At 43.9% G+C, this 24,274-nt stretch carries 20 protein-coding genes and 3 tRNA genes; 14 read left to right on the top strand and 9 right to left on the bottom strand.

What is annotated here, in order from left to right; all coding sequences use genetic code 11:
• Positions 1–36 precede the first annotated feature (36 nt).
• Positions 37–1,344: an MATE family efflux transporter gene (locus tag J502_RS01180; protein WP_052026659.1), complete on the bottom strand. Its 1,308-nt coding sequence runs from the start codon at positions 1,342–1,344 to the stop codon at positions 37–39.
• Positions 1,345–1,425: 81 nt separating this feature from the next.
• Positions 1,426–1,887: a DMT family transporter gene (locus J502_RS01175; RefSeq protein ID WP_034682790.1), complete on the bottom strand. Its 462-nt coding sequence runs from the start codon at positions 1,885–1,887 to the stop codon at positions 1,426–1,428.
• Between the two features lie 127 nt (positions 1,888–2,014).
• On the opposite strand from J502_RS01175, the gene hemW reads away from it, so the two are divergent.
• The 3 genes from hemW to J502_RS01160 all read left to right on the top strand — a co-directional run bounded on the left by hemW (position 2,015) and on the right by J502_RS01160 (position 4,728).
• On the top strand, positions 2,015–3,169 hold the full coding sequence (hemW, locus tag J502_RS01170) for a radical SAM family heme chaperone HemW (RefSeq protein ID WP_034682788.1): 1,155 nt from the start codon (positions 2,015–2,017) through the stop codon (positions 3,167–3,169).
• 60 nt (positions 3,170–3,229) lie between these two features.
• Positions 3,230–3,850, top strand: coding sequence for a threonine export protein RhtC (gene rhtC / locus J502_RS01165; protein WP_034682787.1), 621 nt, complete (start codon positions 3,230–3,232; stop codon positions 3,848–3,850).
• A gap of 344 nt (positions 3,851–4,194) precedes the next feature.
• Positions 4,195–4,728 (top strand): glycine zipper domain-containing protein, encoded by a 534-nt coding sequence (locus J502_RS01160; RefSeq protein WP_005405965.1) that lies wholly within the window; start codon positions 4,195–4,197, stop codon positions 4,726–4,728.
• A gap of 93 nt (positions 4,729–4,821) precedes the next feature.
• Here the strand turns inward: J502_RS01160 and J502_RS01155 are convergent.
• The 5 genes from J502_RS01155 to J502_RS01135 all read right to left on the bottom strand — a co-directional run bounded on the left by J502_RS01155 (position 4,822) and on the right by J502_RS01135 (position 10,827).
• Positions 4,822–4,897, bottom strand: a tRNA-Lys gene (locus tag J502_RS01155).
• Positions 4,898–4,957: 60 nt separating this feature from the next.
• A tRNA-Lys gene (locus tag J502_RS01150) sits at positions 4,958–5,033 on the bottom strand.
• Between the two features lie 19 nt (positions 5,034–5,052).
• Positions 5,053–5,128 (bottom strand) — tRNA-Lys (locus J502_RS01145).
• A gap of 132 nt (positions 5,129–5,260) precedes the next feature.
• On the bottom strand, positions 5,261–7,102 hold the full coding sequence (locus J502_RS01140) for a long-chain-acyl-CoA synthetase (RefSeq protein ID WP_005023188.1): 1,842 nt from the start codon (positions 7,100–7,102) through the stop codon (positions 5,261–5,263).
• 215 nt (positions 7,103–7,317) lie between these two features.
• A complete protein-coding gene (locus tag J502_RS01135) occupies positions 7,318–10,827 on the bottom strand; it encodes an Rne/Rng family ribonuclease (protein ID WP_034682785.1) in 3,510 nt (1,169 codons plus the stop codon).
• Between the two features lie 743 nt (positions 10,828–11,570).
• Between J502_RS01135 and J502_RS01125 the strand changes: the two genes are divergently transcribed.
• From J502_RS01125 to J502_RS01090, 8 genes are all read left to right on the top strand, one after another.
• Positions 11,571–12,509, top strand: coding sequence for an RluA family pseudouridine synthase (locus J502_RS01125; RefSeq protein ID WP_005405747.1), 939 nt, complete (start codon positions 11,571–11,573; stop codon positions 12,507–12,509).
• A 139-nt stretch (positions 12,510–12,648) separates the two neighbouring features.
• Positions 12,649–13,338, top strand: coding sequence for an HAD-IA family hydrolase (locus tag J502_RS01120; RefSeq protein ID WP_034682783.1), 690 nt, complete (start codon positions 12,649–12,651; stop codon positions 13,336–13,338).
• Positions 13,339–13,746: 408 nt separating this feature from the next.
• A complete protein-coding gene (locus J502_RS01115) occupies positions 13,747–14,544 on the top strand; it encodes a 2-keto-4-pentenoate hydratase (protein ID WP_034682781.1) in 798 nt (265 codons plus the stop codon).
• Between the two features lie 24 nt (positions 14,545–14,568).
• Entirely contained in the window at positions 14,569–15,465 is an 897-nt protein-coding gene (locus tag J502_RS01110; RefSeq protein ID WP_034682779.1) for an acetaldehyde dehydrogenase (acetylating), read from the top strand.
• A gap of 12 nt (positions 15,466–15,477) precedes the next feature.
• Entirely contained in the window at positions 15,478–16,497 is a 1,020-nt protein-coding gene (gene dmpG, locus J502_RS01105; protein ID WP_034682778.1) for a 4-hydroxy-2-oxovalerate aldolase, read from the top strand.
• A gap of 103 nt (positions 16,498–16,600) precedes the next feature.
• A complete protein-coding gene (locus J502_RS01100; protein WP_034682776.1) occupies positions 16,601–17,059 on the top strand; it encodes a hypothetical protein in 459 nt (152 codons plus the stop codon).
• A 387-nt stretch (positions 17,060–17,446) separates the two neighbouring features.
• On the top strand, positions 17,447–18,739 hold the full coding sequence (locus J502_RS01095) for an OprD family outer membrane porin (protein ID WP_034682774.1): 1,293 nt from the start codon (positions 17,447–17,449) through the stop codon (positions 18,737–18,739).
• Positions 18,740–19,011: 272 nt separating this feature from the next.
• On the top strand, positions 19,012–19,869 hold the full coding sequence (locus J502_RS01090; RefSeq protein WP_034682772.1) for an alpha/beta fold hydrolase: 858 nt from the start codon (positions 19,012–19,014) through the stop codon (positions 19,867–19,869).
• A gap of 61 nt (positions 19,870–19,930) precedes the next feature.
• On the opposite strand, the gene J502_RS01085 is transcribed toward J502_RS01090, so the two are convergent.
• Complete coding sequence (locus J502_RS01085) at positions 19,931–20,611, bottom strand: DUF1345 domain-containing protein (RefSeq protein ID WP_034682769.1); 681 nt, start codon at positions 20,609–20,611, stop codon at positions 19,931–19,933.
• A 277-nt stretch (positions 20,612–20,888) separates the two neighbouring features.
• The gene (gene hcaR / locus J502_RS01080) at positions 20,889–21,794 is read right to left on the bottom strand and encodes a DNA-binding transcriptional regulator HcaR (RefSeq protein ID WP_005405716.1); all 906 of its coding nucleotides are present in this window, start codon (positions 21,792–21,794) and stop codon (positions 20,889–20,891) included.
• 269 nt (positions 21,795–22,063) lie between these two features.
• Here hcaR and hcaE point away from each other — a divergent pair, with 269 nt between their 5' ends.
• The 3 genes from hcaE to hcaC are packed head-to-tail and all read left to right on the top strand — an operon-like array spanning position 22,064 to position 24,272.
• Entirely contained in the window at positions 22,064–23,431 is a 1,368-nt protein-coding gene (gene hcaE / locus J502_RS01075) for a 3-phenylpropionate/cinnamic acid dioxygenase subunit alpha (RefSeq protein ID WP_034682767.1), read from the top strand.
• Positions 23,428–23,946, top strand: a complete 519-nt coding sequence (gene hcaF / locus J502_RS01070; RefSeq protein ID WP_034682765.1) for a 3-phenylpropionate/cinnamic acid dioxygenase subunit beta — start codon at positions 23,428–23,430, stop codon at positions 23,944–23,946. The genes hcaE and hcaF overlap by 4 nt, the downstream gene beginning before the upstream one ends.
• A complete protein-coding gene (gene hcaC, locus J502_RS01065) occupies positions 23,946–24,272 on the top strand; it encodes a 3-phenylpropionate/cinnamic acid dioxygenase ferredoxin subunit (RefSeq protein WP_034682763.1) in 327 nt (108 codons plus the stop codon). The genes hcaF and hcaC overlap by 1 nt, the downstream gene beginning before the upstream one ends.
• Positions 24,273–24,274: the final 2 nt, after the last annotated feature.

Here is a 24,274-nt window from a genome sequence, read left to right as displayed (position 1 = left end):
CCGGTGTGGCTGGGTAAGAGCATGATGGAAATACGGTTAAACAGTAGAGGCACTTAATTTTAGCCGTTTATTATTCATATAAAGACGTAGCAGCAGAAGAACGCATGCAACGCTCAAACCTACTATTAGTCCGGTCCAGACTCCAGCAGCTCCCATACTGGTAAAACGAGCAAGATAAATACCCACAGGGAAGGCAATTACCCAATAAGCCAGAAGAGTAATCCACATTGGGCCTTTAGTGTCTTGCATTCCACGCAGGCAACCTGCAGCACTGACCTGCCATGCATCCATCAGCTGATAGGCAATCGCAAACAGGATCAGATATAGGGCCATATGGGTAACAGCAAGATCCCGGGTATAAACAGCGACAATCTCTGAGCGGAAAATCCACATAACCAGCATGGTCAATACTGCAAATACAGTCGCGGTAATTAAACCGAGGTGTTGTACCTTGCGCATGGCATGCCAGTTCTTTTCACCATAATACATGCCTACCCGGATAGTCAGTGCAATGGCCAGGGACATGGGAATCATAAATAGCTGCGAGGTCACGGAAATAGCAATCTGATGTGCGGCCACAACAGTTTCCCCCAGCGGGCTTAATATGATTGCTCCAGTACTGAAAATACTTACTTCAAAAAAAATAGCCAGACCAATCGGGAAACCCAGTTTCAAGATACGCTTGGCCCAGACCGGATTAAATTTTTCCCACTGGCTAAACACCTGGGTCTTGCGGTAAGCACGCCCCTTATAGATGTAGCCCGCTAGTGCAATCAACATCAGCCATTGCAAGATAGAAGTGGCAAAGCCGCAACCGGCGCTACCTAAAGCAGGAATAGGACCCAAGCCGTACATAAAAATCATGTTTAAAGGCACCAAGACCAATAGAGCCAGCAGGCTGATTGCTGTGACTGGACGCGGATAACCTAATGCCTCCGAGTAACCTCTTAGGGCTGCATACATGGTGACTGCTGGCATGCCTAAGCCAATGGCATGGAGAAACAGGCCAGCTTTGGGTTGCAGATTTTCAGGAACTCCAAATAGAGGCAGTAAAAATGGCATCAACTGTAACACCAGCATTGCCAGTATGCCCAGCATGAAAGCCATCCATAATGACTGGCGGGCAATTGTTGGAATATTATTAAAATCGCGTGCGCCATTGGCCTCAGCTACCAAGGGAGTAGTCGCAATCATAATACCGCTAAACAGCAACATGATTGGAATCCATAAACCGACTCCTACCGCAATTGCTGCCAGGTCAGTAGGAGATAAATGACCTGCCATGATGGTATCGATCAGGCCAAGACCGGCCTGAGCAAACTGAGTAACCAGAATAGGCAACATCAACTGAAAGAGTTTCTTGATTTCAAAGCGTGTAGTGGTAGCAATAGACACTAATTTTACTCATATGGGGTAAGCGGCAGACTAGCGTTGCAGTGTCAGTAATACACCTATGAAAATAACAATTGCACCCAGTAAACGCTGCCAGTTAATCGGATTTTTCTCTACGCCTAACCAGCCAAAATGGTCAAGTAACATTGACATGAGCAATTGCCCGAAAATAACCAGTCCGGAGAGAATGAGAAAACCCATTTTGGGGGCAGTATAAATGCTCATGCTAATAGCATAAACCCCAATCAGTCCGCCTAACCATAAATACCATGGAATCTGGGCAAGTTCATTTAACTGAGGTTTGGGTGCAGACTGCAACATCACCATTACCGCCAGTACAATTGTTCCAATTAAAAAAGAAAAAAAAGCCGGCTGGAGTGGTGAATGCAAATACATACGCATCTGGGTATTTAATGCAGTTTGTATAGTCAGCATTACTCCGATGGCCAAAGTCAGGGGAAATAATAATAAAAGTTGACTCGATATTTTCATCATATTGAATTCATTATTTATTCTCGATATTACAAAAGAGTGTAGGAGATTTTCATGTGAATTGCGTTAAGTACAATGATGCAGTCATGTTAAAATTGTAAGACGCTCCATTCTTCTCCGAGAAAAATTTTTGAGTAGCCTAGATCCTTCATGTATTCCACTTTCACTTTATATCCATATGCCTTGGTGTGTGCGAAAGTGTCCTTATTGTGACTTTAACTCACATGCTGTACCCGATGGAAAATTATCTCTGGAACTGGAACAGGAATATTTGCAAGCACTGGTGGAGGACTTTAAAACACAGCTCCACTTTGCACAGGGCCGCAAACTCCATAGCATATTTATTGGCGGTGGAACCCCGTCACTGATATCAGCTTCAGGTTACCAGTGGCTGTTTCAGCAGCTAAATGGTTTACTGCCTTTTGAAGAGCAATGTGAAATTACGCTGGAAGCCAATCCGGGAACAGTAGAACATGATCCTTTTGCCGGCTATCTTGCGGCTGGTATTAATCGCTTATCCATTGGAGTGCAGACGTTTAATGAGCAGCATCTGAATAAACTGGGACGGATTCATAGTGCTGAGAATGCTATAAATGCTATACATCAGGCACAAGAAGCCGGTTTTAAACGCATCAATATTGACTTGATGCATGGCCTGCCACAACAAACGCTAGAGCAGGCTCTAACAGATCTGAGCATGGCTGTTGAAAACGGAGCCACCCATATCAGCTGGTATCAGTTGACGATTGAGCCGAATACAGTATTTTTCCGGACTCAACCAGTGTTGCCGGTAGAGAGTGTACTAGAGCACATTCAGGAACAGGGTGAAGTATATCTTAAGGCACATGGATTCATACAGTATGAAATTTCGGCATGGCGTAAAGAACAGCCTTCTGCACACAATATGAATTACTGGCAATTTGGAGATTACTTGGCAATCGGAGCAGGGGCACATGCTAAAGTCAGTCTGAGAGACGGAGTTTACCGGTTTCAGAAGACCCGCTTACCTAAAGATTATCTGGCCAAAATACCTGCTGAACACTTACAATTTAAAAAGATTGAGCGTGAAGACATGCCCTTTGAATTTATGATGAATGCCTTGCGTTTAAATGAAGGCGTGCCGGCCCAGTTCTATAAAGAAAGAACCGGCTATGAACTGGATAAAATACAGGCCAAGCTGGATTCATTACGGCAACGTCATTTGTTTTCAGAAAATACTGAACAACTCGCCTGTACAGCACATGGCCATCTTTTTTTAAACTCGGTGCTTGAAGAATTTTTATAAACAGATCAGGATACAGCGTATTCTTGTTCTAAAGACATGCAGGTTACAGGTAAATACATAATGTTAATTGCGCTCGGAACACTAATTTTTATCCATTTTTGTGCCCTGATCACGCCCGGACCAGATTTTTTTCTGGTTTCCCAAACTGCAATCAGTAAATCTCGGATGGAGACATTTGCTGTGGTGGCAGGTATCAGTGTAAGTGTCATGATCTGGTCATTATTGGCTTTGCTGGGTCTGAATATTTTATTTGAAAAAATGGCTTGGCTAAAACATGCCTTATTGGTCGTAGGTGGAATTTATCTATGCTGGTTAGGCTTTCAGATGCTGCGTTCAGCCTTTCGTAAAGAAGAAAATATCCAGCCTGTACAGATTTCCCTGCCTCAGAGTCCATTGAGTTTTTTCCTCCGGGGATTACTGACCAATCTGTCTAATCCAAAAGCCATTATATATTTTGGTAGTGTATTTTCACTTTTTCTGGCCAATCCAGCTCTAGATCATGCACATGGGTGGTTACTCCTGCTGGTAACGGTCGAGACAGCAATCTGGTTTTTATTTGTAGCTTTTGTTTTCTCCCTGCCTTCCTTCAAGCGGGCATACCAGCGTGCTGCCAAATGGATTGACGGCATTTCAGGTGGTATTTTTACCTTATTTGGTAGTTATCTTATTTTAAATAAATAATTTTATTTATCAGTAACTGCCATGCTGTCTTAAAATAAATTTTCATACCTGAACAGTCCGGCTTATTGCCGGACTTTTTATTTTTATAAAAAATAAGAAGAGAAGTAGGGGGAAAAAATAGAGGTTGTGAATGGTTGAGTAAAAATGCGTAAGCTTTTAAATCTTACAGGTAATTTTGGCCAATTTTTTTTACTTTCTACAATATTGCTTAACTGAAAGCTCTTTATTTAAGCCTGTTTTTTTACATAAATGCCTTCTAAGCTGAATGTGTACTTAACGAGCGAACAGGAAATCTGACCATAGCGGCAGACTTCCAGAATCACAATATTATTATAAGGAGAATGATGATGGCGACTTCAGATTATGACCGCGATCGTATTAAACATGCATCGGATGATGTAAAAAAAGATTTAAATGCTGATCCAATTACAGGTGAACCAGGTTCTCATCCAGTAGGAACAGGCTTAGGTGCAACAGGTGGTGCAGCCGCAGGCGCTGCAATTGGTAGTGCAGCTGGACCAGTAGGTACTGTAGTCGGCGGTGCAGTGGGTGCTGTCGTGGGCGGATTAGCTGGCCATGCAGCTGGTGAAGCAATGGACCCAACGGTTGAAGATGCTTACTGGCGTGAAAATAGTATAAATCAGCCTTACTACTCTGCCACACGAAATACTCATCCGGATCTGGATTATGACCGCGATTATCGTGGTGCATACCGAGTGGGTTATGAAAATCGTTCAGCTTATGGCCCAGATGCACGTTTTGAAGATGCTGAGCCAGATTTGCGCACTAAATGGGAACAGACTAAAGCTGAATCACGCCTGTCTTGGGAAGAAGCAAAACATGCTTCACGTGATGCCTGGAACCGTATTCGCCATTAATCATATCATTCGGGAATTCAATATTTTTAATATATAATTCCTTTAGAGAATAAAAAATCCCGGTCAGTGATGACTGGGATTTTTTTAGAATCTTGGTGGGTCGTCCGCGACTCGAACGCGGGACCAACGGATTAAAAGTCCGCTGCTCTACCAACTGAGCTAACGACCCATATATAAATCTTAAAGCTGATTTAGAAGCTGCTCTTTTTGAAAAGATATTCTAAAAAGATGGTGGGTCGTCCGCGACTCGAACGCGGGACCAACGGATTAAAAGTCCGCTGCTCTACCAACTGAGCTAACGACCCATCTGGGGTCTTAAGAAAATGGTGGGTCGTCCGCGACTCGAACGCGGGACCAACGGATTAAAAGTCCGCTGCTCTACCAACTGAGCTAACGACCCGTATTTTCTTGATGGAGCGTATTGTAGCAATTTATTTTTCCAGCACAAGCAAAAATTAAATTTTATTGCTTTAGTTGGTTAGAAATAAGTCGCCTGCTGTATTTTTATACGAATACGCTCTTTTTAGTCTATTTAGAAACGATACTGGTAGTCTTGAATACTTTGGTAAATCTCCATACTAATATCTTTATAGCCAGAGTTGCCTGGAAGTAAAACCAATAAACGATCGGTGGTCTTATCGGGATGAAACGCTTCTTCCTTCAACTTGTTTTTCTGGTATTTAAAAGTACCGGTAGTTTCTACTTTTTCCTGTACACGTAAAAATACCGGAACTGCGTAAGCAGGAAGATGTTTTTTAAACTCAACGACCATTGCAGTAAGATCATGCTCATCAAGTGCTTCGCCAGCTGCCAAAGTAATAGCTGCCATTCCCGCACGACCATTAGTATGGGGAATTTCTACCCCATAGACGACTGCTTCAGCAATTTTAGGATATTCTGAAACGATATTCTCGACTTCAGTGGTTGAAACATTTTCACCTTTCCAGCGGAATGTATCCCCTAATCGGTCTACAAACTGGGCATGGCGAAAGCCGATATGACGTACCAGGTCTCCAGTATTAAAATATTGGTCGCCCTGTTTAAAGACATTTTTTAAGATGACTGACTTGTTTTTTTCAGGGTCTGTATAGCCATCGAAAGGGGAGCGACGGGTAATTTTTCCAAGAAGTAAACCTACTTCTCCTTTTTTTACTTTCTTGCACCAGCCATGCTGATCACGTACCGGTTCATTCGTTTCTTTATCAAATTCAACGATTGCATAAGGAGTTGGAGAAAATCCAACTGTATTGTCGAAATTGAAAATATTACTAAAGCCGACATTTCCTTCGCTTGAAGCATAGAGTTCCAGAATTTCCTCTACGCCAAAACGTTGCTTAAATTTATCCCAAATATTTGGACGCATGCCGTTACCAATCATTTTTTTAACCCGGTGGCCTGTTTCCAGTTCAGTGGGTTCTGCATCCATCAGGTAACGGCATAATTCGCCTACATAACCAATGGCAGAGGCATTATATTTATGCACATCTTTCCAGAAGCTTGAAGTTGAATATTTGCGCCGTAGGGCCAGAGAGGCTGAGCCCGCAATCACACCACACCAGCAGACAACAATGCCAGTCGCATGATAAAGCGGTAAGGTTACATACATGACATCATTCGGTTTGAGATCAAGTACATGACCATAAGTGCCATAAGCCAGAGTCCAGCGGCTGTTGGTGAAAATCACAGCTTTTGGCAGGCCGGTTGTACCAGAGGTATAAATATAGAATAGACCATCTTTACCCTGTACTGATTGGGTAGTGGCTACATTAAATTTCGGAAAATTCTCAATTTTTTCTGCTAGATTTTGGTAATACTTTGGTGCTTTACCAACATCTGCACGTGTTGCCTGATCGGCAAACCAGTAAAACCGGTCTTCTGGCAAGAGAATATCTTGACGAATGTCATCAATTGCACTGCGAACTTCCTCACCAACAATCAATGCAATCGGTTTAACCAGATTAATGCTATGCGTTAGCACTTTACTTGTTTGTGAAGTATTGACCAGAGCAATGGTCACTCCGATTTTGGCCAGTCCCAGTACAGTTGCGACCAGTTCAGAGCGGTTCTCCACCATGACAGCAATCACGTCACCTTTGCGCGCACCTATCGAGAGATAATAGTGTGCGATCTGGTTGGCCCATTCATTTAAGGCCAGATAAGTATATTTTTGATCTTCAAACAAGAGAGCATAACCACGCGGGTTACGTTTTACCGCTTTTTCAAAAGCTAGCCCCAGCCCCGCAGGGGTGTCAGGTGTACGGATATAAGCCTGTTTCAGACCAGCTAGAAGATGAGGTACTTTCGCTATAAACTGGGGTAATTTCGCAGCGACATCGGTAATACTGATGAGGTCGCTCTGTTGGGTTTGACTCATAACAATCCTATATTATTTTTTGATTAGTCCCGGTAAGGTCTGGGTCGACTAGGGTTCAACTGAACTTAAACACAGCTTTAAGCTTCCCATGCAGCTATACAAGTGTTTTTTAATCTGTTCGGACTAGTGCATTCAACCTAATTCAACAAAATTATCAAAAAAAACCTAGCCACTGGAATGACTAGGTTTTTTTTATTACGAGTAATTGTGCAAATTTACTCGGCTGTAGGTGTGGCCTTTTTCGGTGGACGGCCACGTGGGCGACGCGGACGGGCCGGTTTATCCTTATCGGCGGTAGTCGTCTTATCGTCTTCGGCAGTTTCTTCTACTGAAGCTTGTGCCGGTTGCTGATCAGCCGGCTGAGACTTTTCTACCTTGCTCGGTTTAGGTGCTTTCTTTTCTGCTGGCGCAGCTGGTTCGGCCGCTTGCTGAGCCTGTGCTTCTTCAACAATTGCACTTGGCGAGGCAGCAGCAGTTGCTTCAGACATAGCTGCAGCAGTCTGAATTGCCGGATCCTGCGCCTGAGTCTCAGCTACCACTTTGGCATGGTGAGATGCTGCATCTGCTGCGTCCTGCTCAGTACCGACTGAAGTTGTATCTGCTTGAGCATTTATTTCTAAATTTACATGCTCAGCAGGATTTTCCGCTACAGGATTTTCAGACTGTACAGCCGCAGGCTGCTCTTCTGCCTGAGATGCTGAAGCTTTACTCTGCTCTAATGCCTGCTCTGCAGCAAGTTTAGCTAGACGACGACGTTCACGCGGATCGTTTGCTACACGCGGTGTCGCATTCTGGGAAGGCGTCAGTGGTAAAACTGGCGCTGGTTCCTGTTCCTGAGCCGGTTTAGCCATAGGCGCGGCAGCATCACGGGTAACAGGCGTTTTTTCTACAGGTTCAGTGCGCTCTGTTGTAGTGGTTACTGAAAGGGTACTGATGTACTGTTCAGTAAATTTCAGCAAAGCACGATTGAATGTTGGCACCAGTCCGAACTGTTCAATCAGTACCGTACAGTCTTCACCATAAACATGACGGATCAGGCTACCTACAGTGTACTGCGCTAAGAGTGGCACTTGGGAAGGACTAAGCTTTGGTAGCACTTCCTGCTGTGGTTTCTGCTGTGAGCCACCTTGCTTGCGACGCATACGCGGATCATTACTGGCACGGCGTGGTTGCTCTTCAACTTTGGCTTTCGCTTTTGCTTCAGCCGGGGCTGGTTGAGCATTTACAGCTTCTTTCTTGGCTGGAGCAGCTGGCTCAGGTTTTACTTCAACCGGTGCCTCTTCTGCATTTACAGTTGACGCTATATCTGCAGAATTTAGCGTTACGATTTCACTTTGACCCTGATCAATATTGATTACCAATGCAGTAGCAAGAGCTTCATTGTTTGGGGTTTCAATGACATCAACTTTTACCTGGTTGCTATCTGTCACTGCAGCAGGCGCGGCAGCTACCACAGGCTGCTCATTCAGCACGCTTGGATCACGATAGCGGTTCGGGCGCGGTGGGCGTTGCTGATTGCGGTCACGGCGTGGTACAGGGTATGACTGCTCAGACTGCTGGCTTTCTACCTGATGTTCCTGCTGAGGTTGACGTTTCTGCTGTTGACGTTTCTGATCACGCTGTTCCTGACGTGATAACTGAACTACTTCCTCATGAACCTGAGTTGAAGTTTCAGATTGCTGCTCACGTGGTTCACGGTTTCTGTCACGATTATCGCGATCGCGACCATTACGTTTTTTGTTATGACGCTGCTGGCCTGAAGCTTTTTCTTCTCTTTCGAGTGGTTGTGCATCAGTTTTTGCAGTGCTATTACCTGCCGGTTGTGACATATAAACATTATTGGCAGCAACTGGCGCAACCACCGTTTCTGGTTGTACTGCTACAGCAGTATTATTGATCTGGCCAAACTGGCCCCGGCTAACTGCACCTGTATTCACCATCTGTTCAATTGCAGCAGCGGCATTGTTGGCTGTACGCGAATGATCTACCGTGTGTGCCTGTTTTTGTACAAACAGGTTTTCGAGCCAAGCACATGGACTGCTAGTTGCAGTTTTTGCGGCAGGCACTTGAGCAGGTTGTTGCGGGGCAGCAGCCTGAGGCTGTGCTTTACGGTTTTGTGGTTTACCTGGCTTGTCAGCTGGGGCAGCCGTGTTATGTCCAACCTGTTCAGCTTCTTCTAGATGCCAGTCGGCAGATTCATAACCTAGGTTTTTTTCACTCGAACGCGTAGCTTCAGTACGTTCATAGCTGGTCGGTGCAAAACCTTCAGGGTTATATGAAATTTCGTAATGTGGAGTTTCCAGGTGTGGATGTGGAAGTACAGTGACACGTGTATTTGAAGTTTGTTCCAGATAAACCAGGCTATGACGTTTTTCATTGAGCATGAAGGCCGCGATTTCTACTGGCACTTCAACCTGAACTTCACCTTGACGTTCATGTAGCGCAATTTCTTCAACTTTACGCATGATAGACAGCGACAGTGAACGCAAGTCACGTACCATACCTGTACCATGACAGCGCGGGCAGACATAGCCAGTCGCTTCTTCTAGAGAAGGGCGCAGACGCTGACGGCTCATTTCCATAAGACCAAAACGTGAGAGCTGGCCAAACTGGATACGGGCGCGGTCACTCTGGGTAGCTTCACGTAACTTGGCTTCAACCATGCGCTGGTTACGGTCACGAGTCATGTCAATAAAATCGATCACGATCAGACCACCAATATCGCGAAGGCGTAATTGACGGGCAATTTCTTCAGCCGCTTCAAGGTTGGTCGAAAGTGCTGTTTCTTCTACATCATGACCACGCGTTGATTTTGCCGAGTTGATGTCAATTGAAACCAGCGCTTCAGTCTGGTCAATTACAATTGATCCACCTGAAGGCAATTTTACTTCACGTTCATAAGCGGTCTGGATCTGGCTCTCAATACCGAAATGTGCAAACAGAGGCTCATTTAAAGTATAAGTTTTTAACTTGTCCAGCTGACGTGGCATGACTGCTTTGACAAAGTTATAAGCTTCATTGTAAGCCTGTTCTGAATCAATCAGGATCTCGGACACATCATCACGCAGATAATCACGGATTGCGCGTGTTACTACACCAGCTTCCTGATGTACCAGCATTGGAGAAGGGCCTGAATTAGCCGTACTCTGAATCTGGGTCCACAGGTCAAGCAAATGCTGTAAATCGGTTTGCAGCTCTTCCTGGCTGCGACCAATACCTGCCGTACGGACAATCACGCTCATGCCGCGGGGTACATCTAAAGAGGCCAGCATTTCCTTGAGTTCTTCACGGACTGCACCTGAAATTTGACGGCTGATACCACCACCTTTCGGATTATTCGGCATCAGAACCAGATAACGGCCAGCAAGAGAGATAAAGGTAGACAGTGCCGCGCCTTTATTGCCGCGTTCTTCCTTTTCCACCTGGACCAGAAGCTCGGTCCCTTCAGTAATTAGTTCACGAATGTTTGAAGTCTGGCGCGAATCAGCTTTGAAATAGGAATTTGCAATTTCACGCATCGACAAGAAACCTTGACGATTTGCTCCATATTCAACAAAGACAGCTTCAAGAGAAGGTTCTACACGGGTCACATGACCTTTATAGATATTAGATTTCTTTTGTTCACGGGTACGATTTTCGAGATCAAAATCGTATAGACGGTGACCAGTGACAAGTGCAACGCGTACTTCTTCAGCATGTGTTGCATTGATCAACATACGTTTCATGGGTGTAACACCTAATAGTGATCCACACCAACTTGTCGCAATACCGTTTCTGCGAACATCGAACATGACGGGATCAATGCTCAGATCTCAAAAAACAGATTGTGGTCTGAGCTTTTTTTACCGGCCTGCATAGGGCTGCGGTCTGATTCGCGTATTGATGTTGGCAATACTGCTTTAATCTTTTAAACGATCAAAGTTTCCTGTGCGTTTCACTGGCGGACAGGCGGTGCATTGGATGATAACTTTCACTGTCACAAAGCTTGAAGATCCCTTCTTTTTAAGAATCTTGATACGGAATAATCATCGTATCGGTGCGTTATGTGCAGATCCAATGCATCACGCTTTAGCCTGAAGACGACATCAGGAAGCGACTTGTCTGATGTGTATCAGTTTACGTTTAAAAGCCAACTTGTGCTGGCGACATATTTTTTTTAGACAAACTGATTTATGTGCACAGGCACAATTTAACGCAACAGTTTGTCAATTTACCGATATAATAAGCCTTCGGCGTCGGCATATTCTTTTAGGACCTTTCCGAGCTTGGGGTGAAATGCAAATTCTGGTTATTATTCAAAAATATTGAAGATAACCTCATTTCGATCACTTACGGCGGTATCCGTGCGCTGACTATATCAAACCTTGCATCATCTGCCTATGGGCTAAGCTTATGTTTCTTGTGAAACCACTAGCCTGAATGATCATTTTTTATTCAAATTCAACAAATTTCGAGTCTTGGTAACTGTATGAATTCTACACAACAATGGCAAAGTGTCACATGGTTTGAAGTGGATGAGCATCAAGCAGGTCAGCGGATTGACAATTTTCTGTTTAGCCGGCTTAAAGGCGTACCCAAAAGCCGCATTTATCGGCTCATTCGTGAAGGCCAGGTGCGGGTCAATAAAAAGCGCATTAAAGCAGAAAGTAAGCTTGCAATTGGTGATCAGGTTCGTGTCGCTCCTATCCGTTTTGAGCCCAAAGATGAAACACCGGTACCTGTTTCTGACAAAGTCGCTCAAGGTCTGCTAAGCCGTGTGATTTATGAAGATGAAGGCCTGATGGTGGTCAATAAACCTTCAGGTATTGCAGTACATGGTGGTAGCGGTGTGGCGTATGGCCTGATCGAGGGTTTGCGTGCAGCGACGGGTAAAAAGTACCTGGAGCTGGTTCACCGGATTGACCGCGATACCTCAGGCCTGGTCATGATTTCAAAAAAACGTAGTGTGTTAAAAACCCTGCAGGACCTGTTACGTGAACATAAGATTAAAAAAACTTATGCGGCAATTGTGAAAGGGCAGGTCAGTCTGGATCAACAGCTCATTGATGCTCCTCTATACCGTTACGAACTGGCTAATGGTGAACGGCGTGTACGGGTCTCTAAAGAAGGGAAAGATTCTAAAACCCAATGGAACGTAGCAGAACGCTTTATGCACGCGACACTGGTTTATGCATCTCCGCTATCGGGTCGTACTCATCAGATTCGTGTGCATGGCTTGAGTATTGGACATCCATTGGTAGGTGATGATAAATACGGACATGAAACAGAATATAAAGGACCAAAACCACGTCGGCTCTGTCTGCATGCCATGCGTCTGGAAATTCCTGGCTATCCGACTATTGAAGCGCCTTTGCCAGAGGATATGCAAAGTCTGGTTGCACAGCTTCGGGCGCAGAAGAAGGATTGAAGAAATATTTTTCTGATACCCTAAAGCCCTTGAACTGAATGATGGAGGGAGTTGGTCTCCTTCCAGGCAGGATTATTATAAGCTCTTGCGGGCACACTTTACCTGTACCGGATAACTGTTTTGGAACCTAGAGAATAATATGAAAAAACCTGTGGAACTCATCATTTTTGACTGGGATGGTACTTTGTTTGATTCAGTCGGACAGATTGTAGCAAGTTTACAATTTGCAGCACGTCAGTACCAACAACCTTTAACCGACGAGGCTGCTAAAAGTATAATCGGACTGGGTCTGCCTGAAGTGGCGCAGTGCCTTTTCCCTGCAGTTCCAGAATTACATCATGATATTTTACAGTGCTACTCTGAGCACTACGTGGCCCATTCCAAGACAGATGCCTGGTTTGAGGGTGTAGCTGAGATGCTGGACGGCCTGAAAAAGCAGAATATTAAACTTGCGGTTGCGACTGGTAAAAGCCGTAAAGGGCTTGACCGGGTTTTAGCTCAGACCATGAGTCAGGAACTGTTTGATATAACCCGGGCGGCAAGTGAAACGCGTTCTAAGCCTGACCCCTTAATGTTGGCAGAAATACTGGAATATACCGGTGTTGATGCCGAACAGGCCATTATGGTGGGAGACACCTCTTATGATCTGGAAATGGCTAAAAATATAGCCATGCCACGGGTCGGAGTAGGTTATGGAGTACATAGCAAGGCAATCCTCGCACAGTTTGATCCTTTATTTATCGCAGATGATGTGAGTGCTCTAAACCGTTTTTTGCAGCAGTATATAGCTGATCAGCAAGCAGAAGCTGTCATGGAGCTGGAAACCTAGACCGGCAGCATGAAAGTCTCGATTGCTTTTAACAGATATAGTTTGGCTATCGAGCCAAATGTTTTTCGGTTTAATTACACATAAGCACCTGGTCATTTAGTCACACACTACATAGCACCTGACCAGGCATTTTCCTCATTCCTATAATATTTTTTATATTTATTCACATACACATTTTTTTAAAAGCAATAATAGTCTTTAACTATAGCAATAAATAAAATAAGTATTGGCATTCATTGCTGCTTTTTCCCATTCTTAAACTGTCTATATATACCTGCTTTCTGGAATGGTCCTATCCAGCCACTGTGCTGACTGATCTGTTTTCTTCAGATTTATTTTTCCTTGATGCACAGACGAGCTTCCATCTGAAACGGTATTTGAACAATCTTTGCAGTTAAGGGAACTTTGATGTCAAATTCTGCTGTCGTTGAATCAGTGGCTTTAGCACTTTATCAGGCTGAAACTACTGTCCAGGCTATTGCCCCGATCCGTCCGGAACTGGGTGGTGAAAATGCTGATGTTGATATCGCATATGCGGTACAGGATGTAAATACTGAACGGGCACTTGTCCAAGGGCGCCGTCTGGTCGGTCGCAAGATTGGCCTGACCTCTAAGGTTGTGCAGGCTCAGCTTGGAGTTGATCAGCCAGATTTCGGGATGCTATTTGCCGATATGGCGTATGGCGATGCTGAACTGATTCCTGCCGGCAAACTAATTCAGCCAAAAGTAGAAGCAGAAATTGCATTGGTAATTAAAGAAGATTTAACCAAAGAAAAACATACCTATGCGGACATCATCAGTGCAACTGATTATGCGTTGCCCGCGATTGAAGTGGTCGATAGCCGTATCGAAAACTGGAAAATCAGCCTGATTGATACCGTGGCAGATAACGCCTCTTCTGCTGCATTTATACTGGGTTCTCAGCCAGTTAAATTAGAAAATCTTGATCTGGTGAACTGCAAGATGGTGATGACACGCGGTGAAGAAGTGGTGTCTCAAGGCATTGGTAAAGCCTGCCTGGCTAATCCTTTAAATGCCGCAGTATGGCTGGCAGACGAGATGGTGCGCCGTGGTCGACCATTGTTAAAAGGTGACATTATTTTAACAGGTGCTTTAGGCCCGATGGTGGTAGCTCACCCAGGTGATGAATTCAAGGTTGAAATTGAAGGTTTCGGCTCTGTTACAGCCGCATTCGCTGCTGAATAAGCTAGATTTTGAGAGAGTACATTCATGAAAAAGATTAAATGTGCAATGATTGGTCCTGGGAATATTGGTACTGATTTGCTTTATAAACTGCAACGCAGCGAATGGTTAGAGCCAGTCTGGATGGTGGGAATCGACCCAACCTCTGAAGGTCTGGCACGTGCAGCGAAAATGGGTCTAAAAATCACGGCTGAAGGTGTCGATGGGCTGCTTCCTCACGTGATCGAAGATGACATCAAGATTGCATTTGATGCCACTTCTGCTTATGTCCATGCTGAAAACAGCCGCAAGCTAAATGAACTTGGCGTACTAATGATTGACTTGACTCCGGCTGCAATTGGTCCGTTCTGTGTACCACCGGTCAACCTTGAGGCATTACTGGCTGCAGGTGAGGTGCCAAATGTTAACATGGTGACATGCGGCGGTCAGGCAACGATTCCGATGGTGGCGGCAGTATCACGCGTTCAGCCTGTTGAATACGGTGAAATCATTGCGACTGTGTCGACCAAATCAGTTGGTCCGGGTACGCGTAAGAATATTGATGAGTTTACACGGACCACTGCGGGTGCAATCGAAAAGGTCGGCGGTGCAAAACAGGGTAAAGCCATCATTATTATTAATCCGGCCGAGCCACCTCTAATGATGCGTGACACAGTTCATTGTCTGGTTGAAGGCGAGCCGGATCAGGCTGCAATCACTGATTCAGTGCATGCGATGATCAAGGACGTTCAGAAATACGTACCTGGTTATAAACTGGTAAATGGTCCGGTATTTGATGGTAACCGCGTATCAATTTACTTAGAAGTAGAAGGTTTGGGTGACTTCCTGCCGAAATATGCAGGCAACCTGGATATTATGACTGCAGCAGCTGCACGTACAGCAGAAATGTTTGCAGAACACGTGTTTAAGACTGTTGAAGCTTAAAGGAATACCAAAATGTCTAAGATTATTGTTCATGATATGACTTTACGTGATGGTATGCATCCGCAGCGCCATCAGACTACTGTTGAACAAATGATTGCGATTTCAACAGCACTGGATGATGCTGGCGTACCTTTAATTGAAGTAACTCATGGTGACGGCCTGGGTGGTTCATCAGTGAACTATGGTTTTGCTGCCGCAACGGATGAAGAATACTTGTCTGCAGTTGTGCCACGGATGAAAAATGCAAAAATTTCTGCATTACTGCTTCCTGGTATTGGTACGGTTGACCATTTAAAAATGGCACATGAAATTGGTGTATCTACCATTCGTGTGGCGACTCACTGTACTGAAGCCGACTGCTCTGAACAGCACATTACAGCTGCACGTAAGCTAGAGATGGATACTGTCGGTTTCCTGATGCTTGCGCACATGGCAACTCCAGCACAACTGCTTGAAGAAGCAAAGAAAATGGTGTCTTATGGTGCAAACTGTATCTATGTAACGGACTCTGCGGGCTATATGCTGCCACAAGATGTCACTGACCGTGTAGCATGTTTGCGTGATGCACTTGATTCAGGCATCGAACTCGGTTTTCATGGTCACCATAACCTGGGTATGGGGGTTGCCAATACTGTGGCTGCGGTTGAAGCAGGCGCTGTTCGTGTAGACTTGGCATCTGCAGGTCTAGGTGCGGGTGCAGGTAATACACCACTTGAGCTATTTATTGCTGTTGCAAACCGTATGGGTATGGACACTGGTGTTGACCTGTTCAAAGTACAGGATGTGGCCGAAGATTTAGTGATCCCAATGATGCACAACCAGATCCGAGCCGACCGTGATGCGGCAACTTTAGGTTATGCTGGTGTTTACTCTTCATTCCTGTTGTTCGCTAAACGTGCTGAAGCGAAGTATGGTATTTCTGCGCGTGAAATCCTGATGGAACTTGGTCGCCGTGGTACCGTAGGCGGTCAGGAGGATATGATTGAAGACTTGGCACTCACCATGTCAAAAGCCAAAACAGCAAGTGTTTAAGCTTTAAAATAATCAGTTTAAAAAGCGTCCAGTTCGGACGCTTTTTTATTTAAAGCAATATCATATACACTGCTTCAATATATTCAATAAAACCAAGACAAGTATGAAGAAACTTCTGATTATATTTTTGCTGCTAAATTCCAGTATTATTTTGGCAAAAGTCCCGCAGTTCTCTGATTATCCTGCTCCAGTGTTTAAGGGTAAAAATGCGGCGATGCAACTGAATGAAAATACAAAAAATTATAGAACCCGTTTTGGCTATCTGAAAAATGAAAAGCCAAATTTTGCCGGACATTATGTTATTGACTTTTTTGGCTGCGGGACCAGCTGTATTATTGGAATTGCATTTAATGTGAGAAATGGTGCTACCCAGTTTTTACCTTCTGGTGCATTGACCGCATGTTATAAAGAAGCGAGCTTCATCGATTATGAAATCTATTACCGGGCGAATAGCCGTCTCTTTATTACTTCTGGCGGTTATGATAATGAGGAAGGCTGCTCTACCAAATACTTTATAGAGCAGAACGGCCAGTTTAAGCTCATTAAAACTCAGCCTTTTTGACTTAAAGCTAACGGGTCTATACAAAATCTGAGAACTGAAATATAGAAAATATCGTTCAGATTAAAGTTATTTCTTATAAGTATAATTTAGACATATTAAATCTGAATAAAATACTTAAACTTAAAAACACTTATAAAAATTATAATTTGAGAAAAATATCTGATTCTTCTGGGCAATATGCCAGTTGGTCAGGTTTTAAATCATATCTTAATATTTATCCAGAAAAACAGCTTATTGCTAAAAGCTCTTAAAGAATAATAAAAGAACATTAAGCTCTGTCTAAAAAATACTTTTTAATCAGAATCTTCATACTGTAGTCTGATTTTTTATCAGACTATTGTTCAGCATGATGGCGCCATTGCTTTACTTGATCAATGGATTTGAGCCATGCATTCCCACAACTTATGGATAGCACTTTTTGCTGCGGTAACAACCTCAGGAACTTCTATTACTCATGCAGATTTTACTGATGACAGCCAAGTTCAGCTAAAGCTCCGTAATTTTTATCTGGACCGCCAGATTAGCCAGCCTGATCTGAACAAGCCACAAGATTTTGGCAGCTGGTCACAGGGAATCACGCTGGACGCAAAATCAGGTTATTTGGAGTTAGAGAAAGCTCAGGTCGGCATAGACCTGCTGGCGCAATATGCATTGCGTCTGAGTAATGACCGTGGAGATAATGATTATATCATGCCTTATGATTATGCTAGCAAAAAGCAGGCCCGCGATAATTTCAAGCTAGGTATCACTCTTAAAGCCAAAGTCAGTAACACCGAATTGCGGATCGGAGAGATCCTGCCCATGACGCCAGTAGTCTACTTTGACCCTTCACGGCAACTGTTGACCACTTATCAGGGCATATGGTTTGAATCTAAAGATCTTGATAGAACCAAGATAACATTAGGTTATCTGGATGGTATTAATGCACGATATGAAAATCAATTGCATGATTTTAAATTGTGGCCAAATGAACTGAATACAGAGAAAAACCAGATCAAAGCGGGAGATAGTCATGGCATGATCATAGCTGGGGTGGATTACCAGCTTAGCCCTGAGCTTGGGCTCAGTTATTTCTACGGGGACGTCACTGAAATCTATCGTCAGCATTATATTGGCATCATGTATGACAAAAAACTAGACCAGCACAACCAGCTGGCGACCCATGTCCGCTATTTTAACAATCAGGAATCAGGAGAAGCACTATATGGTCAGATTGATAGTCAGGCTCTGTCATTAAAAGCTGCCTGGACTCATGGTTCGCATACATTAGATGCCGGTTATCAGCAAATGTTTGGTGAGCATGGTAGTCATGCTCCATTTTTTCCAACCTTGTCGGGTTGGGTCCCACAACCCTACTTGGCCAACTGGTCAGTGGCGAGTTTTATCCGTAAAGATGAAAAATCATGGAGTCTAGGATACAGCTATGATTTCAAAGAAGCTGGTGTACCCGGATTAACTGCAACAGTTCGCCACTATGAAGGCTGGAATGTAGATAATGGTAACGGGACCCGGGGTAAAGAAGATGAGAATAATCTCATTATAGGTTATACAGTACCGGAAGGCAGGCTGAAGGGCTTAGGACTGCAATGGATGTATATTGATGTGAACTATGAGCAGATTCCAGGATTTATGGATCTGGAAGAACATCGTATAGCGACAACCTATACTTATAAGTTTTAGCCACAGAGACTTGCTAGAGGATGACTTGAAACAGGCCATCCTCTTTTTGTTTACGCTATAATGAAAATACAGAATATTTAAATAAATAATTAAATTAATTTTATAAAAAACAAAAGTTTAAATTATCGTTTTTTTATTATTTGTCATCGTTATTAAGTATCAGTCGGACTTTGCCGAACATGTAATATGAATAGGTAAAATCATCAAATTGAATCTTTTGGCCTGTTTTATGAATGAAGCAAAAACAGGTTAAGGCTGTACGAGGAGTAAGTATGAGCACTGTACAAATCCCTGATTATAAAACGGACCCATTTTTTGGTTTGGAAGATAAGTGGATTGAGACGGCTGAAGGTGAGCTGACCCATTATCATGAGGTGGGTGAGGGAACACCTATTCTGTTTTTACATGGGTCGGGAACTGGTGTCTCTGCTGCTGCAAACTGGTGGTTAAACCTGCCCCAGCTTGGCGAGCAGGCGCGTTGTATAGCAATTGATACGATTGGTTATGGACAGACTGTAGTGGCACCGGGCACTCCATATGGTATTCGTGCCTGGGTGGACCATGCTATCCGTACTCTAGATGCACTGGGCATTGAAAAGACCTGGCTGGTAGGTAATTCACTTGGTGGCTGGCTGGCATTCCAGCTGGCGCTTGACTATCCGGAACGTGTGCTTGGAATCATATCGATGGGCACAGGCGGTGCAAAACAGACAGCAGCACTTAAAGCGCATGCCAATCCGGTGCTGACCGAAGAGGGAATCAAGAAAACCCTATCAATGTTTGTAGTCAACAAAGACCTGATTACCGATGAGCTGGTTAAGGTACGTTTTGCTTCTGCAAAAAATGATTATGCATCTGACCGTCTAATGGATGTTGTGGGCGCACGTGATCGTGACCGTTTCGAATTCCCGCTTGATTTCGAGAAAATGAAAAATATTACAGTTCCTGTACTGCTGATTCACGGGACGCAAGATGTGGTGATTCCAGTATCACGGACTTGGGATATCCTGAATGTAGTACCAAATGCGGACGCACATATTTTTAGCCAGTGCGGTCACTGGTCACAGGTTGAAAAAGCTGATGAGTTTAATACCGTTGTTAAAAACTATCTCACGGCACACGGTGTTTAACCGGTATAGTGTTTCACTTAAAAAGGATGGCTTTAGCCATCCTTTTTATGAGGTAAATTATTTAAGAACCGCCAAGTAAGCCTGAAGCAACGTTGATACAAATAGCTAGAATCACAGTATTAAAACCGAATGACAGAAAGGCATGTAAAGTATTTAACATGCGCATGCGCCGATTGGTGATTTCAATATCAGCTGTCTGGGCGGCCGTACCCATAATATAGCTGAAGTGAATAAAGTCGGGATAGGTCGGACGTTCAGTTTCCGGAAAATTCAAGCCATCATTCTGGCCCCTGGAGCGGGCAAGATAAAAGTCATGGGCATAGTGCAGGGCAAATACACTATGCATTAATAACCAGGATGACATGATCGTTAGAAATGCCAGTAAAAGATGACCAAATTTGAGCCAGCCTGTTTTAGGCAGGTCTGAAAGTTGTGCACCGATGGCGACCATACACATGATTAAAGCCATGATGACTAAAAGCAGAATAATCCATTTACTCTCATCTTGGCGTTTTGCCTGTTCTTGCATGTCGCTATGATCTGCCTGCCACATGCGATAAGTCAGATTAGCCAGAAATAGCCATATTGCTGTATTCCAGCCAATCAATAAATTGGTCGACCAAGACCAGGACGTTAACCAGAATAAGAGCATACTTAATACTGCTGCTGTCAGAAAAGCCAGAAAAAATTGTGGACGATTTTTAATACCACTCATTAAAGAATGAAAAATACCGATCGTCATATATAACTCCAGTTTTTCAATTGGTTATTGTTATAACTTTAAGCTAGATTTAATTTACTATGGAGTTTGGTTGAGGTATTAGACTTAAGTTGTAATTTATCGTGAGAAAAATACAGCACTAAAATTTGGCTTTTTAAGATACGTGCTAAGTAGGCTGAAATAGTAAAAAAAGAGAGCTAGTACCTGAAAAAATATGGCTGGGGAGTTAAAAAACAGACCCTAATATTTTTTAAAAAAATAGTAGGGGGAAATGTATACGCATCAGTCAGGAAAAAAATTAGGCATCATTACGGTTAATATCGAGATAAAATACCTTGGTCAGCAGTTCAATAAATTTATGCGCAGTAACTAAAGCCGTGTCTTTACGATAGCTGACATATAAATCTAAAAAAGGCAGCTCTACACTGAGCGGTCGGATTACCGTATTTTCCATCATCAGTGGCGCAATATAACCCGGCAAAATTGTACAGCCAAGACCGATACCGATAGAATTAATATTAAACAGGATGTTATCTGCCTTTTGTATGATATTGAACTCAACACCGTTTTGTTTGGCAAAATCGAGAATCAGGTTATGCAGGGTAAGTGACTCTTCCGCAGCTGGAATTATAAAATCTATGCCATCAAGTGCCTTTACTGGAATACGCTCATATTTAGTGAGCGGGTGATCTTTAGGCAATATGAAAATCAGGGGCTCGCGCAGAACAAACTGGCTTTCAATTTCGTCATTCTGAAAGTTCTGCCGGGTAAAGGTAATGTCCAGTTCACCCTTCTTAATTAACCGCATCTGTTCATTGTTGTTAAGGCTGAGCAGTTCGATTTTAAGGTCCGGATTCTGAACCCTTAAGTTAGGTAGAACATAAGGGAATACTTTCATTTCAGCAACCGGAACAAAACCGATTCTGAGCATCTGCTGTTTAGCTTTAGAAACCTGACGCGCCATTGCTACAGCTTTGTCTGCCTGCGCCAAGGTCAAACGCGCCTGTTCCAGAAAAACAGCGCCTTCTTCAGTCAGTTCAACTTTACGTTTGGTACGGTGTAACAGCTTGACGCCAACATCTTCTTCAAGGTCCTTGATCTGTTGGCTAAGAGAGGGCTGCGCGGTATACAGTTTTAAGGCTGCCTTACTAAAGTTCAGTTCTTCTGCAACTGTAATGAAATAGCGAAGGTGGCGTAATTCCATAAGACTAATCCAAAAAATGTCTTATTATGATTGGCGAAAAGTATAATCTATAAACAACTATCTCGTGAAGATTATTCTACTATTTAGAAAATAAATACTATTTGACAATATGTCCGAGTTTTACTATAGAAATTTTATCTCTTAATAATCTAAAAAATCTATTAATTAAAACAAAATAAATATTTCACTAAAAACGGTTAAAAAATCATTATCCCTGTCTAGTTGAGTCTAATAACTTTGGTTGACGCTCAGTCACAGGAGTGCTTTTCATGAGTCGCAAAATTGATGTGCGTGAAATCGATGCTTTGGTCGATGCACAAAATGGACGTATCTCGCCATCTATCTACACTGATCCGGATCTGTACGAATTGGAACTGGAACGCGTATTTGGGCGTACTTGGTTATTCCTTTGTCATGAAAGCCAGATACCTAAGGCGGGCGATTTTTTCAACACTTATATGGGTGAAGATCCAATCATTGTGGTACGTCAAAAAGACGGCTCAATCAAAGCATTATTAAACCAGTGTCGCCATCGTTCAATGCGTGTCAGTTTCGCTGATTGTGGTAATACCCGTGCATTTACCTGTCCGTATCATGGCTGGTCTTACGGTGTAGATGGTTCATTAAAAGATATTCCCCTGGAAGACCGTGCTTTTCCACAAGGTGCCTGTAAAGAAAAATGGGGTTTGATCGAAGTCAACCGTGTCGAGTCTTATAAAGGCCTGATCTTTGGCTGTTGGGATGAAACCACGCCTGATCTGGTGGACTACATGGGTGATATTGCCTGGTATCTGGATGGGGTGCTGGACCGTCGTCCGGGTGGTACAGAAATCATTGGCGGCGTACATAAATGGGAAATTGAATGTAACTGGAAATTTGCAGCGGAACAGTTTGCTTCTGACCAGTACCATGCACTGTTTTCGCATGCTTCTGCCATTCAGGTTCTGGGCGCAAAACCGGATGATGAAACTTCTAAGAAATTAGGCGCAGCACAGACTGCACGTCCAGTTTGGGAAACTGCGAAAGATGCTATCCAGTATGGCTCGCGGGGCCACGGTTCAGGCTTCTTCTTTACGGAAAAGCCAGATGCAAATGTATGGGGAGATGGTGAAGTCGCCAATTATTTCCGTGAAACCTATGAAGAGGTCAAAGAGCGTCTGGGTGAAGTACGTGCTTTACGTTTGGCGGGTCACAATAATATGTTCCCGACATTGTCATGGCTAAATGGTACAGCAACACTTCGTGTGTGGCATCCACGTGGTCCAAATAAGACAGAAGTCTGGGCATTCTGTATTGCTGATGCTGAAGCCTCTCAGGAAGTTAAAGAAGCATTTGAACGCTCTGCGACACGTGCATTTGGTCCGGCAGGTTTTCTTGAGCAGGATGACTCTGAGAACTGGATCGAAATCCAGAAAGTATTACGCGGCTATAAGGCCCGTAATAATCCGCTCATTATGAAAATGGGTCTGGGCAATGAAAAAGTTCGTGAAGATGGCATTCCGGGGATTACCAATTACATTTTCTCTGAAACTGCAGCACGTGGTTTATATCGCCGCTGGGCAGATCTGCTGATTCATGAAACATGGGAAGAAGTCGAGAAAGCCGCTGACGAATATGAGAAGGAGCTAATGAAATGAGTCAGGTCAGTTTAGAACTTCATCATCAGATTAGCCAGTTTTTATACCGTGAAGCCAAAGCACTGGACGACTGGGATTTCCGTGCCTGGCTAGACATGCTGGCCGATGATATCTCTTATACGCTGCGTACGACTGCAAATGCGCAGACCCGTGACCGTCGCCGTTCGGTAGAACCGCCAACCACTTGGGTTTTTAATGACACCAAAGACCTGCTGGAACGCCGGGTCGCACGTCTGGAAACCGGTATGGCTTGGGCTGAGGAGCCTCCATCACGTACTACCCACATGGTTTCAAATATTATTGTTGAGCCAACTGACGTAGAAGGTGAATACGATGTCTACGTTACTTATGTATTGTACCGTGCCCAGAAAGAAAAAGACGTGACGATTTACTGTGGCAAGCGTCATGACAAGATTCGCAAGGTTGAAGGTAGTCTTGGCTTCCAGATTTTCAACCGCAAGATCACGCTTGATCAAGCGACCTATACGTCACATAACCTGAGTGTATTCTTCTAATGAATAAGATTTTTGTTTGCCAGGTCGATGAGCTCGATGAAGGTGAAGCGCTAAAAGTAGACTGCGGCATAAATGGTATTGAGGCCTTGGCAGTATTCAACAATGGCGGAGATTTCTTCGCCATGAACGACCGTTGTTCACATGGTAATGCTTCCATGTCAGAAGGTTATCTTGATGATGACGGGACGGTAGAGTGTCCTCTGCATTCAGCCCGTTTCTGTCTGAAACCCGGTCAGGCACTATGCCTGCCGGCTACCGATCCGATTCAGACTTTTCCGGTGGTGATTGAAGACGGTGCTTTATATGTAGAGATGGCAGGAGAGTAATC

The organism is Acinetobacter sp. 1294596 (assembly GCF_000582925.1).
In the GTDB taxonomy this organism is placed as follows: domain Bacteria; phylum Pseudomonadota; class Gammaproteobacteria; order Pseudomonadales; family Moraxellaceae; genus Acinetobacter; species Acinetobacter radioresistens.
The sequence above is the reverse complement of the archived record's forward strand: the minus strand, read 5'-3'. Positions and strand labels throughout refer to the sequence as shown.